Annotated in this window: 16 protein-coding genes; all 16 read left to right on the top strand. The window is 57.9% G+C overall.

What is annotated here, in order from left to right:
* Positions 1–115: 115 nt before the first annotated feature.
* On the top strand, positions 116–835 hold the full coding sequence (gene pyrH, locus ACW81B_RS02695) for a UMP kinase (RefSeq protein ID WP_491578666.1): 720 nt from the start codon (positions 116–118) through the stop codon (positions 833–835).
* Positions 836–838: 3 nt separating this feature from the next.
* Entirely contained in the window at positions 839–1396 is a 558-nt protein-coding gene (gene frr, locus ACW81B_RS02690) for a ribosome recycling factor (protein ID WP_491578665.1), read from the top strand.
* A gap of 40 nt (positions 1397–1436) precedes the next feature.
* Positions 1437–2207, top strand: a complete 771-nt coding sequence (gene uppS, locus ACW81B_RS02685) for an undecaprenyl pyrophosphate synthase (protein ID WP_491578664.1) — start codon at positions 1437–1439, stop codon at positions 2205–2207.
* The gene (locus ACW81B_RS02680) at positions 2200–3021 is read left to right on the top strand and encodes a phosphatidate cytidylyltransferase (RefSeq protein WP_491578663.1); all 822 of its coding nucleotides are present in this window, start codon (positions 2200–2202) and stop codon (positions 3019–3021) included. Before uppS ends, ACW81B_RS02680 begins: the two co-directional genes overlap by 8 nt.
* A complete protein-coding gene (ispC, locus tag ACW81B_RS02675) occupies positions 3018–4223 on the top strand; it encodes a 1-deoxy-D-xylulose-5-phosphate reductoisomerase (RefSeq protein ID WP_491578662.1) in 1206 nt (401 codons plus the stop codon). The genes ACW81B_RS02680 and ispC overlap by 4 nt, the downstream gene beginning before the upstream one ends.
* Positions 4220–5587, top strand: a complete 1368-nt coding sequence (gene rseP, locus ACW81B_RS02670) for an RIP metalloprotease RseP (RefSeq protein WP_491578661.1) — start codon at positions 4220–4222, stop codon at positions 5585–5587. The genes ispC and rseP overlap by 4 nt, the downstream gene beginning before the upstream one ends.
* Before the next feature lie 18 nt (positions 5588–5605).
* Positions 5606–7885: an outer membrane protein assembly factor BamA gene (gene bamA, locus ACW81B_RS02665; protein ID WP_491578660.1), complete on the top strand. Its 2280-nt coding sequence runs from the start codon at positions 5606–5608 to the stop codon at positions 7883–7885.
* A 46-nt stretch (positions 7886–7931) separates the two neighbouring features.
* On the top strand, positions 7932–8456 hold the full coding sequence (locus ACW81B_RS02660; RefSeq protein ID WP_491578659.1) for an OmpH/Skp family outer membrane protein: 525 nt from the start codon (positions 7932–7934) through the stop codon (positions 8454–8456).
* Between the two features lie 18 nt (positions 8457–8474).
* Positions 8475–9494: a UDP-3-O-(3-hydroxymyristoyl)glucosamine N-acyltransferase gene (gene lpxD / locus ACW81B_RS02655; RefSeq protein WP_491578658.1), complete on the top strand. Its 1020-nt coding sequence runs from the start codon at positions 8475–8477 to the stop codon at positions 9492–9494.
* 39 nt (positions 9495–9533) lie between these two features.
* The gene (gene fabZ / locus ACW81B_RS02650; protein ID WP_491578657.1) at positions 9534–9977 is read left to right on the top strand and encodes a 3-hydroxyacyl-ACP dehydratase FabZ; all 444 of its coding nucleotides are present in this window, start codon (positions 9534–9536) and stop codon (positions 9975–9977) included.
* Positions 9978–10034: 57 nt separating this feature from the next.
* Positions 10035–10829, top strand: a complete 795-nt coding sequence (gene lpxA / locus ACW81B_RS02645) for an acyl-ACP--UDP-N-acetylglucosamine O-acyltransferase (protein WP_491578656.1) — start codon at positions 10035–10037, stop codon at positions 10827–10829.
* Between the two features lie 11 nt (positions 10830–10840).
* Positions 10841–11992 (top strand): lipid-A-disaccharide synthase, encoded by a 1152-nt coding sequence (gene lpxB, locus ACW81B_RS02640; protein ID WP_491578655.1) that lies wholly within the window; start codon positions 10841–10843, stop codon positions 11990–11992.
* The gene (gene rnhB / locus ACW81B_RS02635) at positions 11985–12593 is read left to right on the top strand and encodes a ribonuclease HII (RefSeq protein WP_491578654.1); all 609 of its coding nucleotides are present in this window, start codon (positions 11985–11987) and stop codon (positions 12591–12593) included. The genes lpxB and rnhB overlap by 8 nt, the downstream gene beginning before the upstream one ends.
* A gap of 20 nt (positions 12594–12613) precedes the next feature.
* Positions 12614–13786, top strand: coding sequence for an alpha/beta hydrolase (locus ACW81B_RS02630; RefSeq protein WP_491578653.1), 1173 nt, complete (start codon positions 12614–12616; stop codon positions 13784–13786).
* A gap of 28 nt (positions 13787–13814) precedes the next feature.
* The gene (locus ACW81B_RS02625) at positions 13815–14468 is read left to right on the top strand and encodes a class I SAM-dependent methyltransferase (RefSeq protein WP_491578652.1); all 654 of its coding nucleotides are present in this window, start codon (positions 13815–13817) and stop codon (positions 14466–14468) included.
* 103 nt (positions 14469–14571) lie between these two features.
* Positions 14572–18081, top strand: coding sequence for a DNA polymerase III subunit alpha (gene dnaE, locus ACW81B_RS02620; RefSeq protein WP_491578651.1), 3510 nt, complete (start codon positions 14572–14574; stop codon positions 18079–18081).
* Positions 18082–18314: the final 233 nt, after the last annotated feature.

The raw sequence follows: 18314 nt of genomic DNA, 5'->3' as shown, positions 1-18314 counted from the left end.
CATTGCGGCCCCGTTTCGTACCTGCGTCCGATTTAGCGAAATCATCGCTGGTGCCGCAGCACCAGTAATGATAAATTTACTTAAAATAGTTCTATAACTTATTGTAAATAAACCTATGAATCAAAAGAAACTGGCCTATCGCCGCATCCTCCTGAAGATCAGCGGCGAAGCACTGATGGGAGACGGTGACTACGGGATCGATCCGGAAACCATTCTCCGGGTGGCAGGTGAGATACAGGACCTGGCTGAACAGGGCGTGGAAATTGGTCTGGTCATCGGCGGGGGTAACATTTTCCGCGGCGCAGGGCTGGCCCAGGGTGGCATTGACCGGGTCACCGGCGATCACATGGGTATGCTGGCCACGGTGATCAATGCGCTGGCGATGCAGGATGCGCTGGAAAAACTCGGCAGTCAGTGCCGGGTGATGTCCGCACTGAAAATCAACCAGGTCAGTGAGGACTATATCCGGCGCCGTGCCGTTCGCCACCTGGAAAAGGGACGTATCGTGCTGTTTGCTGCCGGCACCGGTAACCCGTTCTTTACTACGGACTCTGCCGCCAGTCTGCGCGCCATCGAGATCGGCGCCGAGATTATGCTCAAGGCGACCAAGGTCGACGGCGTCTATGATTCCGACCCGATGAAGAACCCGGATGCAGTACGTTACGAAAAGCTCAGTTATGACGAGGCCATTGTCAAAAAGCTGGGTGTGATGGATACCACGGCGCTGGTTCTGTGCCGTGACCAGAATGTTCCCGTACGTGTGTTCGATCTGTTTCAGCCGGGCAACCTGCTGCGTGTGGTTCAGGGTGAAGCCGTCGGAACACTGGTGGAGTAGAAAATGATTGAAGAAATAATAGAAGATGCCAAATCCCGAATGGGCAAGAGTATCGAGGCGTTCAAACAGGCCTTGAGCAAAATCCGCACCGGCAGGGCGCACCCCAGCCTGCTCGACCATGTGAAGGTCGATTATTATGGTTCGGAAGTTCCGCTCAGCCAGGTGGCAAACATCAACGTGGAAGATTCCCGCACGCTGGTGGTCAACCCCTGGGAGAAGCAAATGGTGCAGGCGGTTGAAAAAGCCATTATGAAATCTGACCTGGGGCTGAATCCGAACACGGCCGGGACGGTAATACGCATTCCCATGCCGCCACTGACCGAAGAACGTCGTCGCGATATGGTGAAAATCGTTCGCAGTGAAGCGGAAGGCGCGCGCGTCGCCATCCGTAATATCCGCCGCGACGCCAACAGTGATTTCAGGGAGCTGCTTAAGGAAAAGGAGATTTCCGAGGACGATGAGCGCCGCGCCAGTGATCGCATACAGAAGCTGACCGACCAGTATGTTGAAGAAGTCGAGAAGCTGGTTGAGGTCAAGGAAGCGGAGTTGATGGAAATCTGACCCGGCATCACCCGGAAACAGGCTGATAAAGATCAAGCACATGTCACAGGAGCCCGTCCAGGCCGGAACACAAGTCGCAGAACAGCGCCTGCCGCGCCATGTTGCCATCATCATGGATGGCAACGGGCGCTGGGCGCGACAGCGTATGTTGCCGCGCTATATGGGACACCGGGAAGGCGTCAAGGCAGTACGGCGTATTGTCGAATCCTGTCGCACCCGTGGTGTTGAGGTGCTTACCCTGTTTGCTTTCTCCAGTGAAAACTGGCGGCGACCGAAAACCGAGGTGGGGTTGTTGATGGAGTTGTTTCTTCGCACCCTGCGCAAGGAAGTTGCGCGACTGGATAAGAACAATGTGCAGTTGAGATTTATTGGTGACCGCAGTGCATTCAACGACAAGCTCCAGTCAATGATGGACAGTGCCGAAGCGCAGACTGCCGGGAATACCGGTATGACACTGGCTATCGCAGCAAACTACGGGGGGCGCTGGGACATGGCCGCTGCCGCCAGGCGACTGGCGGAAAGAGTGGCCAACGGGGAGCTTCAGCCCGGGGAGATTGACAGCGACTTGCTGGGCAGGGAATTGTCGATTACCGACCTGCCCGAGCCGGACCTGTTTATCCGTACCGGCGGTGAACAGCGGATCAGTAATTTCATGTTGTGGCAACTGGCCTATACCGAACTTTATTTTACGGATTTGTTATGGCCGGATTTTGATGTTGCTGCGTTTGATGAAGCACTGCAATCCTTTGCCGGCCGACAACGGCGCTTTGGTAAAACCGGCGACCAGGTGGAGCAGGCCGGCAGTGCTTAAACAGCGTATCCTCAGCGCACTGATTCTTGTGCCGCTGGTGGTGCTGGCGGTACTGCGTCTCGATTTAAGTGGTTTTGCCATGCTGGCGGCAGTGGCTGTATTACTGGGTGCCTGGGAATGGGGGCCGCTGGTTCCATTGCGAAGTCTGGCGGCTCGCATCACGTTTGTGCTCGTAGCGCTTGCGACAGTGATCGTGGTCTGGCAATTCGCGCAAAGTGAGTTGCTGGTCAACAGTATATTATGGGGCGCGATGGGTGGCTGGATCCTTGTCCTGTTCTGGATAACCTCGCCTGATCTTGGTCGTGTCGAGACACCGGCGCATTCTGTTTTCAAGTTTGCGCTCGGCATTGCTGTGCTGGTCAGTACCTGGCTGGCACTGGTGGTTTTGCACAGCCGTCCGGACGAGGGGCCTCGCTGGGTATTGTATCTGCTGTTCCTTATCTGGTTTGCGGACAGTGGCGCTTACTTTGCCGGGCGCCAGTGGGGCAAGACGAAGCTCGCGCCACAGGTCAGCCCGGGTAAAACCTGGGAAGGTGTGATGGGTGCGCTGACGGTGTGTACCCTGTTCGCATTCGGGTTTGGGCAGTACCTGGGTTTACAGGGTGCCATGCTGGCAAGCTTTACACTGGTCAGCCTGGTCACGGTATTGTTTTCCATCGCTGGCGATCTGCTGGAAAGCCTGCTGAAGCGCCATCACGGCGTGAAGGATTCCGGTGCGCTGATTCCGGGACACGGTGGTGTGCTGGATCGTATCGACAGCCTGCTGGCCGCCGCACCGGTGTTTGTGTTTGGGCTGAGGTGGATCGAATTATGAATCCCCAGGGCATAACCATACTCGGCGCAACAGGTTCTATCGGTGTCAGTACGCTCGACGTGATCAGTCGCCATGCCGATCGTTACCGGGTTGTGGCGCTGACGGCCAACCGTGATGTCGAAGGTCTTTGCACTCAGTGTATCGAACATCAGCCGCGCTATGCTGTGATGGCCGATCGTGATTCGGCGGAACAGTTGCAGCAACGCCTGCGTACTGTGGCGCCCGGTATTGAAGTGCTCGCCGGTGCGGAGGGTTTGCAGCGTGTCGCCAGCCTCGATGAAGTGGATTGTGTCATGGCCGCTATCGTGGGTGCCGCCGGGCTGATGCCGGCACTGGAAGCGGCGCGTTCGGGCAAGCGCGTGCTGCTTGCCAACAAGGAAGCCCTGGTGATGGCCGGCGCACTGTTTATGCAGCAGGTTCGCGACGGCGGTGCCGTGTTGTTGCCGGTGGATAGCGAACACAACGCCATTTTCCAGTGCATGCCGGCATCTTTCGTACCAGGGACGGGGCAGCCGGATGCTGTCAGCAGCATTCTTCTTACCGCATCCGGCGGGCCATTCCGGACCACGCCGATCGAACAACTTGGGGGTATTACCCCGGAGCAGGCCTGCGCCCATCCCAACTGGGACATGGGGCAAAAAATTTCAGTGGACTCTGCCACCATGATGAACAAGGGGCTGGAAGTTATCGAGGCCTGCTGGTTATTTTCAACCGACGCGAAGGATGTTCAGGTCGTGATTCATCCGCAAAGTGTCATTCATTCCATGGTGCAGTATCACGACGGTTCGGTACTGGCGCAGCTGGGTAACCCCGATATGCGCACACCAATCGCACACTGTCTTGCCTGGCCCGAGCGCATCGATGCTGGCGTGGAGCCGCTGGACATCGTTGCTATCCCCCGGCTGGATATCGAAGCACCGGATCTGACGCGGTATCCCTGCCTGCGACTGGCACAGGAAGCCTGGCAGGCCGGTGGTACTGCCTCCGCTGTGCTGAATGCAGCCAATGAAATAGCGGTCGAGGCTTTCCTCAACCGGCAACTGGCCTTTACCGGCATACCCGGCATTATAGAATCCACGCTGTCGCATATCGGCGTGCAGGAGGCCACAACACTGGAGGTTATTCTTGGTGCCGATCAGCAGGCGCGCGAGTATGCGAGGTCACTGGTTAACGGGGCATCGCACCCGGGAGAACTGGCATGACAAGTTTTCCGGGGATGTTGCTGGCCTTTATTGCTGCGATCAGCGTACTGGTGGCGGTGCATGAGTTCGGGCACTTCTGGGTCGCCAGGAAACTTGGCGTCAAGGTGTTGCGGTTTTCCATCGGCTTTGGCAAACCATTATGGCGGCGTAATTTCGGGGCGGACAATACCGAGTTTGTGGTGGCGGCATTGCCACTCGGCGGTTATGTCAAGATGCTCGATGAGCGCGAAGCCCCGGTTGCAGACGAAGAGCGCGCCCGCGCCTTCAATAACAAGCCGTTGTGGATTCGAACTGCGGTCATACTGGCCGGCCCACTGTTCAATTTCCTGTTCGCCATCGTCGCATTCTGGTTGATGTTTGTCAGTGGTGTGCCGGGCATGAAGCCGGTACTTGGTCCTGTCGAACCGGCTTCCATTGCTGCGCAGGGAGGGTTTCGGGAGGGTGACCAAATCATTTCCATTGATGGTGCAAAGACAGCCACCTGGGACGATGCCACAATGTCCCTGCTGGATGCCGCGTTGTCGCGTAGCCGTACGCTGGTCGAGGTTCGTGACAGCAATGAACGCTTGCAGGAGCGCTATATCGATTTCAGCCAGGCCCCTGATGCGCTGGCGAAAGGTGGTTTGCTGAAGAATCTGGGATTGTCTGTGTGGCGGCCGAAAGTTCCCGCGCTAATCGAAAGGGTGCTGCCGGACAAACCGGCTGAACGCGCCGGCATGAAACCGGGTGACAAGGTGATTGCGGTAGATGGTGAACCCGTCGAATTCTGGCACGAGTGGGTGAAGTATGTTCGTGCACATCCCGGAGAAGAAATTACCGTTCGCGTACTGCGCGAGGGTGAGCCTGTTGACCTCCAGCTGATACCGGAGCCTGTTGAGGAATCGGGTGAGATTGTCGGCAAGATCGGTGCTGCGGTACAACAGCCAAACAACCTGCGGGATGATCTGCGCGTGACAGTACGTTACAGTGCCGCCGACGCAGTTGCGCGTGCCATCAGCAAGACCTGGGAAACCTCGGCCCTGACGGTGCGTACACTGTGGGGCATGCTCGCCGGGCGAGCCTCGGTTGAGAATATCAGCGGCCCGCTGAGTATCGCGCAGTACGCGGGCTATTCCGCCAGTGCAGGGCTGGCAAGTTTCCTCAAGTTTCTGGCCATTGTCAGTGTCAGTCTCGGGGTGCTTAACCTGTTGCCTGTCCCGATACTCGATGGCGGACACCTGCTGTACAACATTATCGAATGGATACAGGGCCGGCCCCTGTCCGAGTACGCGCAACAGATCGGGCAACAGCTCGGTATTGTGTTGTTGCTGTTGCTGATGAGTATTGCTTTTTACAACGACTTGTCCCGCTTGTTCGGGACCTGACTGTTTGCGGAATTTTTTATGCGATTTAGTTTGAAACCACTGGTTATGGGCCTGATGCTGGCGTCATCGGCCCACGCCTTCGAGCCGTTTAATATCAAGGATATCCGCGTCGAGGGACTTCAGCGCATTGCGCCGGGTACGGTATTTAACTACTTACCGGTAAAAGTAGGCGACCGCTTCAATGACTTTGAATCGGAACGCGCAATCCGCGCCCTGTTCAAGTCAGGCTATTTCCGCGACATTCGACTGGAACGCGATGGTGACGTGCTGGTCGTCAAGGTCGAGGAGCGTCCCGCCGTCGCCAGTATCAAGATTCAGGGTAATGACGATATCGAAACTGAACCATTGCTGGACTCGCTGGAAGACATCGGGCTTGCTGAAGGCCGGGTGTTTAACCGTTCGCTGCTGGAGCAGGTTGAACAGGAGCTGGAGCGGCAGTATTTCAGCCGCGGCAAGTACGGCGTAAAAATCAAGACTACCGTAACGCCCCTGGAGCGCAACCGGGTGGGTATTCTTATCGACGTGTCCGAGGGTGTCGTTGCTCGCATCAAGCAGATCAATATCGTCGGGAATAACGTTTTTGACGATGAAACCCTGCTTGATCAGTTTGAACAGCGAACCCCTGGCTGGTTGACTTTTTACACCAGGGACGACCAGTATTCCCGGCAGAAACTGGCAGCCGACCTGGAGACGCTGCGTTCGTATTACCAGGACCGGGGTTACATCAAGTTCAATGTGGATTCCACCCAGGTTTCCATTACTCCGGACAAGAAAGACATCTATATCACCATCAATATCACCGAAGGTGAGCAGTATCATGTGAGTGATATCAAACTTTCAGGTGACCTGGTTGTGCCGGCCGAAGAACTGTTCCCCGAATTCAGGATAAATGCAGGCGACACCTTCTCGCGGAAAAAAGTAAGCAGTACCGTAACGCGTCTTTCGGACCACCTGGGCAACAAGGGTTATGCCTTTGCCAATGTTAATACGATTCCTGATATCGATGAAGAAACGCGAACCGTCTCCCTGACATTCTTTGTCGATCCGGGCAAACGCGTCTACGTTCGCCGGATTAACTTTGCCGGCAACACCAAGACCCGCGATCAGGTCATGCGCCAGGAAATGCGCCAGATGGAAGGCGGCTGGTTTTCTGCAAAGAAAGTTGAACGCTCGCGCACGCGTCTGCAACGGCTGGGATTTTTCTCTGCGGTTAACGTGGAGACACCGGCTGTACCCGGTACGACAGACCAGGTCGATGTGAATTATTCCATCGCAGAACAGCCATCGGGCAGTATCTCGGTGGGTGTCGGTTTTTCCCAGACCTCCGGCTTGTTACTGAACGGCAGTATCTCCCAGAATAACTTTCTTGGTACCGGCAGGCGGGTGTCCGCGTCGATCAATAACAGTTCGGTTAACCGGATTTTCAGTTTTTCCTATAACAATCCCTATTATACGGTGGATGGTGTCAGCCGCGGGTTTGGTGCGTTTTACCGCGAAACGAACGCCAGCCAGGCCAATATTGCCCGCTATTCAACAGACACCTTTGGCGCCAATGTTAGCTATGGCTTCCCGGTTAACGAATACGATACCTTCAATTTCGACCTGAAGGCGGACAGCCTCACGCTCAGGGAGTCGAGTTTTTCATCCACCCAGATAACCGATTTTATTGCCCGGCACGGTGATGAGTTCAAAAGCCTGACGCTGGTAGGCAGTTTCTCGCACGATACACGAAACCGTCGTATCTTCCCGACCAGTGGTGGTGTACAGCGCGTGAGTGTTGAAACCAAAGTGCCTGGCTCGGAGCTGGAATACTACAAGCTCAACCTGCGTGCGCAACACTATGTGCCGCTGACACGCCTGTTTGTACTGTCTTCGAAGTTGCAGATTGGCTGGGGTGACGGGTTTGGCGATTTTGACAACCTGCCGTTCTTCCAGAACTTCTTCGCCGGCGGCACGCGTTCCGTGCGCGGTTACCGGGATAATTCCCTGGGGCCGAGAGATTCAAGAAACGATCCGCTTGGCGGCAGTTTCCGGACGGTTGGCAATATGGAGATTGTGTTTCCGCCACCGTTCATGTCCGCCAGCAACAGTGTTCGGCTGAGCCTGTTTTATGATGTGGGTAATGTATACGCTTCCACGCAGGACTTCAGTGCGCAGGACCTGCGTATGTCAGCCGGTCTTGCGGCTATCTGGTTATCACCGGTTGGCCCGTTGTCGATCAGTGTCGCACAGGCGTTTAACGACCAGGCTAATGACGATACACAGTTCTTCCAGTTTAATCTGGGTGCAGGGTTCTGATGCAGAAATAGCGTATTCAACATGAGTTCATTTTGAGGAGAAAGCTGTGAACAAGATAAAGGCTGTATTAGGCGGGATATTGTTGCTGGGCGCGTTTGCCGCACCGGTTTACGCCGAGACGACGGTGGGAGTGGTGAATTTCCTGCGCATGATGGAGGAAGCACCGCAGGCAAAGGCGGCGCAGAGCAAGATTGAGTCGGAATTTGCACCCCGCGAACAGGAGCTACTGGCGCTGCAGAAGGAAATCCGCAAGCTTGAGGACAAGCTGGCAAAGGATGGTGCCGTGATGAGCGAGGCACAGAGCAACAAGCTGGAAAGGGAAATCCTGTCAAAGAGTCGGGAGCTGAAGCGCTCCCGTGAGGAATTCCGCGATGATCTCAATATCCGCAAGAACGAAGTGACCTCACAGCTGCAGCGGCAGATGCTGGAAGCCACGCGTGCGCTGGCCGTGGAAAAGGGCTTCGATATCATTCTCGGGCAGGGCGTGGTCTATGCGAACAAAAGCTCGGATATCACGGATATGGTGCTGGAAAAACTGACCAGCGATTTCAAATCGGGCAGCAGCAAGTAAGCGCTAGCAGGTATCTCCATGCCGCTCACCCTGTCGGCACTGGCGCAACAGTTGGGTGTTACCTGGCGGGGTGACGGTGATACACTGATCTCTTCGGTATCGACATTACAGCACGGCGCCAGCGGTGCACTGGGATTTCTTGCCAATCCTGCCTACCGGAAGTACCTGGCGGGTACACAGCTGTCAGCCGTTTTGCTGGCGGAGCAGGATGCCGATGACTGCCCGGTGGCAGTACTGGTCTCGGCCAATCCCTACGCGGACTATGCGCGCGCAGTGCGTTTGCTCTATCCCGGACAATCACGGACCCCTGGCATACACACAAGTGCCGTGATTGATGCCGCTGCTGAAGTTGACGCCGAGGCCTGTATCGAAGCAAACGTCGTGGTTGCATCAGGTGCACGCATTGGCAAAGGTGTCTACCTCGGCCCGGGTTGTGTGATCGATGCCGATGTCAGTATCGGTGAAGGCAGCTGCCTGGTCGCCAATGTCACGGTGCTGGGCCGGGCGCAGATAGGCCGGCGCGTCACCATTCATCCTGGTGCAGTCATTGGCAGCGAAGGTTTTGGTATCGCCGCTGTCGAGGATGGCTGGGAAAAAGTCCCGCAACTGGGCAGTGTGCGAATTGGTGACGATGTGGATATCGGCGCCAGTACCACCATCGACCGGGGCGCACTCGAGGATACGGTGATCGAGGAAGGTGTGCGCATCGATAATCAGGTGCAAGTGGCGCACAATGTGTTTATCGGCGCGCATACCGCCATTGCCGGCTGTGTCGGTATTTCCGGCAGTGCGCGCATTGGCCGGCACTGCAAGCTGGCCGGTGGCGTGGGTGTCGTCGGGCACCTGGAAATTGCCGACCATGTGACGGTGACCGGCATGTCGATGATTACGCGCTCTATCACCCGGCCGGGCAGTGTCTGGTCGGCCGGCACGCCACTGATGGAAAATACTGTCTGGCGTCGCAATGCGGCGCGCATGAAGCAGCTGGACGACCTGGCAAAGCGTATCGCCAGGATTGAAAAAATACTGAAAAAATAGATTGTTATAATATAAATCACGAATCAGGTTTAATAATTGATGATGGATATCAACGAAATCAAGAACACCCTTCCGCACCGCTACCCGTTTCTGCTGGTGGACCGGGTGCTGGAGTTCGAGTCCGGAAAATCGCTGGTGGCCATCAAGAATGTGTCCGTCAACGAACCGTTCTTTCAGGGGCACTTCCCCGAAAAACCGGTCATGCCCGGTGTGCTGATTCTGGAGGCGCTGGCGCAGGCGACCGGTCTGCTGGCATTTCGCAGCGAAGGGCGGGATGCCGCACGTGACTCGCTTTACTATTTTGTGGGTATCGACAAGGCGCGTTTCAAACAACCGGTGGAGCCGGGTGACCAGTTACGCCTGTCGGTGGATGTCCTCAAGGTCAGGCGGGGTATCTGGGTGTTTGATACCAGGGCCACCGTGGATGGCAAGGTGGCGGCAACCGCTGTCATTATGTGCACCGAACGCAAAATCGACGAATAGTCCGACTCCACTTGCAGGGTACTACCATTCAACAGCAGCTGCCGGTATGGTTTGCCCATGCCGGTTAACGATAAAGTCTCCCTGGTTCATCCCACTGCGGTCATCGATCCACAGGCACGTGTCGCCGCCGACGTCATTGTTGGCCCATACAGCATCATTGGCGCGGGCGTTGAGATCGATAGCGGCTGCTGGATCGCGCCCCACGTGGTGATAGTCGGTGACACCTCCATCGGTCGCGACAACCGTATTTTCTCTTTTGCCTCGCTCGGCGACGTGCCACAGGACAAGAAGTACAACGGCGAGCGTACACGTCTGGAAATCGGCAACGGCAATACCATCCGCGAATATGTCACCATCAACCGCGGCACCGAGCAGGACGCCGGCGTAACCCGTGTAGGTGACGATAACTGGATCATGGCCTATGTGCATATTGCCCATGACTGCCAGATCGGCGACCATGTGGTACTGGCCAACAACACAACACTGGCCGGGCATGTACAGGTCGGCGATTACGTCACGCTGGGCGGTGCGACGCTGGTGCACCAGTTCTGTCATATCGGCGAGTATGCGTTTTCCGCCTATGGCGCGCGTATCAACAAGGATGTGCCGCCATTCATTACTGTCAGCGAAGGCAAGGCGCGGCCGCGTGGTCTGAACAGCGAAGGCCTCAAGCGCAATGGTTTTGACGAGGCGCGCATCCGAACGCTCAAGGAAGCCTACCGCGTGTTGTACCGGGATGACCTGCCATTACAACAGGCCATCGAACAGCTGGCGTTACTGGACGATGCGCACGGTGATATTGCACGGTTGCAGGCCTTTGTTTCCGGTCGCCAGCGCAGTATCGTGCGTTAATCCCGGTAACGATGGCGCGGCGACTGCGTATCGCTCTGGTGGCGGGGGAGATGTCGGGAGACCAGCTCGGCGCCACATTGATCCGCGCGATACAGGCGCGTAATCCGGACGTCGTGTTTGAAGGCGTGGCCGGCCCGCGTATGCGCGAGGCCGGTTGTACCGCCCTGGCGGATATCGGGGAATTATCGGTGATGGGACTTGCCGAGGTGCTGGGTCGTTTGCCCTCGCTGCTGGCACTGCGCCGCCGGTTGTTTCGATACTTCAGGGACAGCCCGCCTGACGTGTTTGTCGGAATCGATGCACCGGATTTCAATTTCACCCTGGAAGCAAGACTCAGGCGTGTCGGTGTGCGGGTCGTGCACTGGGTCAGTCCGTCAGTCTGGGCCTGGCGGCAGTACCGCGTTAAAAAGATTCACCGCAGCGTGGACCGGATAGTCACGCTGTTCCCGTTCGAGGAACACTTCTATCGACAGCACAATATTGCATCAGTATGCAGCGGGCATCCGCTTGCCGATGAAATACCCGAACAGGGTGAGCCGGCGCTGGCACAGGCCTCACTCGGGCTTGAAGGCGGGCGGCGTTACGTGGCCCTGTTGCCAGGCAGTCGGCGCAGTGAAATCGACAGGCTGCTTCCCGTGTTTCTGGAAACGGCACAGCGTTGCCAGCAGGTGGCCGGGGAGCTGGTTTTCCTGATACCGGCAGCCAGTGACGCCCTGTACCGTCACTGTCAGGGCATACTGGCAAGGTCTGCTGTTGCCAGCGACCTGTCGGTCGAGCTTTTCCAGGGACAGGCGCGCCACGTCATGCAGGCTGCAGATGCCGTACTATTGGCATCCGGTACCGCGGCGCTGGAGTGTATGCTGGTCGGTCGACCCATGCTGGTGGCCTATCGCCTGCATCCACTGACAGCTTTGTGGGTGAGGCACTTGTTGAAAACGCCGTATGTCTCCCTGCCAAACCAGTTGCTGGGACGCATGCAGGTGCCGGAATATCTGCAACAGGACGCGACACCGCCACGCCTGGCGGAAGGGCTGCTGGCATTATTGCAGGATCCTCAGCGGGCCGCGGCCCAGGTCGCACCCTTTGCCGCGGTACACCGTGATCTGAAACGTGATGCGGCCTCGTGCGCTGCAAACAGTATTCTGGAGATGGCCGGTGGTTGAACAAGGCGAGCTTTACTTGATAGAACCCGGTATTCGCCACGCCGGTGTGGACGAAGTCGGGCGTGGTCCACTGGCCGGCCCGGTGGTGGCTGCCGCTGTCATTCTCGACCCGCAGTGTCCTGTCGATGGCTTGCGCGATTCCAAAAAGCTCAGCGAGAAGCGACGTGAAACACTGTTCGATGAAATCTGCGACTGCGCACTGGCCTGGTCACTGGGGCGTGCCGAGGTCGAGGAGATCGACCGCATCAATATACTGCAGGCCAGCCTGCTGGCCATGCGCCGGGCCGTCGAGGGCCTTTCGATCGAGCCGGAACGGGTACTGGTCGATGGCAATCGCTGCCCCGAGTTGCGGCATCCCTGCGAAGCTGTCATTAAAGGCGATGACCGGGTGCCGGCGATCAGTGCCGCCTCCATCATTGCCAAGGTCAGCCGTGACCGGGAAATGATTGCACTGGACGCGCAGTACCCCGGCTATGGCCTTTCCAGTCACAAGGGTTATCCCAGCAAGGCGCACCTCGAAGCACTGCGCACACTCGGTGTGACGCCGATGCACCGGCGTTCCTACGCGCCGGTGCGCCGGGTACTGGATGGTGAGGGCTGACAGGGCGGATTATGGCGCGCATGCACAGTATTCTCGGCCTGCTGGGTGCAACGGGTGAGCTATCGGAACGACACCGCCTGAAGACACCGGGTCATGAATGGATGCAGGGTGTCGGGTCGCTCGATGATTACCTGCAGCTTTGTCGTCAGCGGGTAGCCGTTTCGCGCACCGATCTCGATACGGATAACGGTGAGTCGATTGTCGATGGCAACAGCCCGTTCCTGCTGGAACCCCGAAATCATAAAGGAACACGCCGCACAATTGTCATGACACACGGCCTCACCGACTCACCATTTTTAATGCGTGATATTGGCGGCTGGTTCCAGTCGCAGGGTTTTCGTGTACTGTCAGTGCAGCTGCCCGGTCACGGTACCCGGCCGGGAGATCTGCTGGGCGTGTGCTGGCAGGACTGGGTCAGTGCACAACGCCTGTTGATCGATTTAGTGGCGGAAGAGAGTGATGAACTTTACCTGCTGGGCTCCTCGCTGGGGGCCGTACTGAGCCTCTACCAGGCCCTGCATACACCGCGCTTCAGTGGCCTGTTCCTGTTTTCACCCGCCATCCACATTACACCGCTGGTGCGTGTCGTCTGTCCACTTGCCGCCGCGGGCCGCTGGTGGCAGCGCGCTGCCTGGTTTGATGTGCAGCCGGATAGCGATTGCTTCAAATATGAGTCGCTGGCCAACCGCGCTATTTGCGAAGTCTACCGGCTTACCGAAGCCCGGCAACGTCTTGCCTCGATCGCGGCGCTTGAAATCCCGCTGTTTGTCGTCGCCAGTGAGAATGATGCAACGATCAACAGCCCGGCGATACTCGACTGGTTTGCGCGACAGCAGGGCGCAGCAAAGCGTATGCTCTACTACAGCACTGGCCACCCCGAGGTGCCGGCGGGTGTTCATGTGAAGAATGCCTGTTTACCCGAACAGCGTATACGCAGCTATTCCCACACCTCGCTGTTACAGTCACCCGAAAACCCGCATTATGGTGAGCAGGGCGCGCTGCGTTTCTGTACGCACTATTACCGGCTGGATCCTGACAAGTACCGCCGGTGCAAGGCGGGTGAAGAAGATTGTCTCGGCGAGATGTTCGATGAAACAGACGAATGCCAGGTGATTCGCCGGCTGACCTGGAACCCCGGTTTTAACGATATGCTGGCCGAGATAGCGGATTTTCTTGAAACACGGGTATACTGATCCCTGAATACAAAGGAGGGCGCACTCCATGTCGTGTTGCACCATTCCCTGTTCTGACACCAACCGTTTCTTTTCCCGTCTGGCCGCACTGCACCGCTGGCGCTTTCGCCTGTTCGGCTTCGAGACAACTCAAAAACACTTGATCGAGGGGATACGCAATGCCGGCATGGAGAACGCCACCCTGCTTGAAATTGGCTGTGGCGTCGGGCAATTGCACCAGTATCTGTTGCAGCAGGGCGCTTCAGCGGCGGTTGGCGTGGATATTTCCCCGCGTATGCTGGAGGAGGCACGGCGCCTGGCGCAACGCTCCGGTCTCAGCGATCGCACCCGCTATTACCCGGGTGACTTTGTCGAACTGGCCGATGCCCTGGAGAAAGCGGACATCGCCATTCTCGACAAGGTGGTGTGTTGCTATCCTGAACCGGAACGGTTGCTCGATGCTACCCTCGACCGGACCCGGCGGGTCATCGCGTTGACCTATCCGCGCGATCGCCGGCTCACGCGCGCCGGCGTGGCTGTACTGGCCGGTCTCATGAAGCTGCTGGGCTCGGCGTTCCGGCCTTATGTGTACGACCCGGCCGATATACGCCACTGGATAACCCGTCGTGGCTTTGTTTTGCAGGGCGAGCCGGCCATGACCACAGCCTGGCAAACAGAAATCTACTGCCGCCCGGCTGTGTGAGAACAGACCCGGGTACGGGTTGTGAACCCCCGACTGGGCTGTCTCCCGGGTCTGGCTATTGTCAAGTCTTGAAACGCCGCCCGCAAAGCCCGACACTGCGCTCATGAACCCCGGCTTCGTCCACCTCCATCTGCATACCGAATACTCGCTGGTCGATGGCGCGGTGCGTATCAAACCGCTGGTGAAGGCCGTAGCGGAAGCCGGCATGCCGGCAGTGGCTGTCACGGACCAGAGCAACCTGTTTGCGATGGTCAAGTTTTACCGTGCTGCGCTGGCGGCCGGGGTAAAACCCATTATTGGCGTCGATATCCGGGTGCGCAACCCGGAACAGCCCGCGCAACCGTTCCGGCTGGTGCTGTTGTGCAAGAACAGCACCGGTTACCGGCACATGACCGAACTGGTATCGCGCAGTTACCTGGAAGGCCAGCACCAGTCAGTGCCGATGATCGACATGCACTGGCTGCCCGGTTCCACCGAGGGCCTGATTGCCCTGTCGGGCGGGCGCGAAGGGGATATCGGCAGTGCCATCCTGGACGGAAACCCGGATCTTGCCGAACAGCGCCTGCAACGCTGGCAGGAACTGTTTCCCGATCATTTCTACCTGGAATTGCAGCGTACCGGCCGCGAGGGTGAGGAAGACTGGCTGCACGCGGCCGTGGTGCTTGCGGCGCGCCACAATGTGCCGGTGGTCGCCACCAATGACGTGCATTTCCTCAGGCCGGAAGAATTCGACGCCCACGAAGTGCGTGTGTGCATTAATGACGGCCGCACACTGGATGACCAGCGCCGTGTCAAACGCCATTCCGAGCAGCAGTACCTGCGCAGCCCGGAGGAAATGCAGGCGCTGTTCTCCGACCTCCCCGAAGCACTACAGAACAGCGTGGAAATCGCCCGCCGCTGTACCCTGGAGTTGACGCTGGGCAAGAATTACCTCCCGGACTTCCCGGTGCCGGACGGCATGACCATGGACGAGTTTTTCCGTGCCGAGGCGCGTGCAGGCCTGGAACAACGCCTGGCATTTTTGTTCGACACTGAAGCGGAAGACTTCGCGGAAAAGCGTAAGCCCTACGACGAGCGTCTGGAGATTGAGCTTGGCGTGATTATTTCGATGGGGTTCCCGGGTTACTTTCTCATCGTGGCTGATTTTATCCGCTGGGCCAAGCAGAACGGTGTACCGGTGGGGCCGGGGCGTGGTTCCGGTGCCGGGTCGCTGGTGGCCTATGCGCTGACTATTACCGACCTCGACCCGCTCAGGTACGAACTGCTGTTCGAGCGTTTTCTGAACCCGGAACGTGTTTCCATGCCCGACTTCGACGTGGACTTCTGCATGGAAGGCCGCGACCGGGTGATCGATTATGTGGCGCAGCATTATGGTCGCGACAAGGTGTCGCAGATCATCACCTACGGCTCCATGGCGGCCAAGGCGGTCGTGCGTGATGTCGGACGCGTGCTGGGGCACCCGTACGGTTTCGTTGACCGTATTGCCAAGCTGATCCCGTTCGAGATCGGTATAACGCTGGAGAAAGCGCTGCAACAGGAGCAGGCGCTGGCAGACCTGTACCAGAACGATGAAGAGGTTCGCGACCTGATCGATATGGCGCGCTCGCTGGAAGGCCTGAAGCGTAACGCCGGCAAACACGCCGGTGGCGTGGTAATTTCGCCGACCAGGCTCACCGACTTTACGCCGGTCTATTGCGAACAGGGCGGTGTCAATGTCGTCAGCCAGTTCGACAAGGATGACGTGGAAGCCGTTGGCCTGGTGAAATTCGATTTCCTCGGCCTGCGTACCCTCACTATCATCGACTGGGCGTTGCAGACGGCGAACAAGCAGCGCGCCGAGCAGGGCGAAACACCGCTGGACATTGCCACCATTCCGCTCGACGACGAAAAAGCCTTCAGGCTGCTCAAGGCCTACCAGACCACCGCCGTGTTCCAGCTGGAATCGCGCGGCATGAAGGATCTCATCAAACGCCTGCAGCCGGATACCTTCGAGGATATTGTTGCACTGGTGGCGTTGTTCCGTCCCGGCCCGCTGCAGTCGGGCATGGTGGATGACTTCATTGCGCGAAAACACGGCGCCAGAATCGAATACCCGCACCCGGACCTTGAGCCAATCCTGGAACCGACCTACGGTATTATTCTCTACCAGGAACAGGTCATGCAGATTGCCCAGACACTGGCCGGCTACAGCCTCGGCGGCGCCGACCTGTTACGGCGCGCCATGGGCAAGAAGAAGCCGGAAGAAATGGCCAAGCAGCGCGATATCTTCACCAAAGGTGCGCTGGAACGTGGTGTGGAGGAGAAGACTGCGACCTATATCTTCGACCTGATGGAGAAGTTTGCCGGTTACGGTTTCAATAAATCGCACTCCGCTGCCTATGCGCTGGTGTCCTACCAGACCGCGTGGCTCAAGGCCCATTACCCGGCGCCGTTCATGGCCGCCGTGTTGTCCGCGGATATGGACAATACCGACAAGGTCGTCACGCTCATCGACGAATGCCGGCACATGCAGCTGCAAGTGGTTGCACCGGACATTAACCGTTCCGGCTACGCGTTTACCGTGGAAGCGGTGAGTGAAGAGGCGCCGAACGGCACAGTGATTTACGGTCTTGGCGCCATCAAGGGGGTGGGCGAGGGTGCAATCGAAGTGATTGTCAATGAACGCACGGCGAACGGCCCCTATGTGTCGTTGCACGATCTCTGTCGGCGCGTGGACTCACGCAAGGTCACGCGCCGTGTGTACGAGGCGCTGATTCGATGCGGTGCGCTGGACCAGCTGGGCGAGAACCGCGCCACGCTGATGGCCTGTTTGCCGGATGCCATTAAACTGGCCGAACAGCACTCGCGTGATTCCGCTGCCGGCCAGACCGACATGTTTGGCAATGTGGTCGCACCCAGTGAAGTGCCGCCCGTTGAAGTTCCCGTGCAACCGGAATGGGACGATGAACAGCGTCTCGCCGGTGAGAAGGAAACCCTCGGCCTGTACCTGACCGGTCATCCCATCGACCGTTACCGCGACGAACTGGCCAGCATGATCACAGGCCCGCTCAGCGATCTTGTCGACGACAGCGCAGAAGCCGGTTCACGGCAACGCGGCAAGGAGCGCAGCGTGGTGATTGCCGGTCTGGTGGTCGAGTTCCGTACCCGTCCGACACAGAGTGGCGGCCGCATGGCCTTTCTCACCCTCGACGATGGCACCGGCCGTATGGAAATGCGCCTGTTCACCCGCGTGTTCGAACAGCACCAGGCCATTCTCGCCAATGACAAGGTGCTGGTCGTGCAGGGCACGCTGGCTCACGATGATTACACCGACAGCATGCGCCTCAACGCGGAAAAGATTTTTGAAATGGACCAGGCGCGTGAAGTGTTTGCCCGTCGACTGGTGCTGGAGGTTGGTGCGCGCAAGGCGGGTAACGGTTTTATGAAATCCCTCGCCGGGGTGTTGTCGCCATTCAGGGAAGGTAATTGCCCGGTGGGTATCCAGTACCAGGGTGATGGCGCGCAGGCGCACCTGACGCTGGGCGATGACTGGCGGGTGCATCCGACGGATGAGTTGCTGAACCGGTTGCGTGAGTTGGCGGGTGATGAGCGGGTCAGGGTAGTGTACAAATAATACCTGTACCTGTTATCCAGGCCTCGTCATTCGGGGGTATGCCGGAATCCATGTTTTCGAAGTGAGGTGGTTGATTTCGTCACGGGCGGTGTTTCCTTATCGTCGGCAACGGTTTGCCCGCTGCGCGGCTTCCCTGGGCTTCTCGACGTTTTGCGCGCTCGCTAAACTCGCGGTTTCTGCGAAACCGCTCAGACAACGCTCGCTTGATCGCAAAATGTCTGCGATGCTCGGCT

The sequence above is a fragment of the Thiogranum sp. genome, from assembly GCF_058323355.1.
The sequence above is the reverse complement of the archived record's forward strand: the minus strand, read 5'-3'. Positions and strand labels throughout refer to the sequence as shown.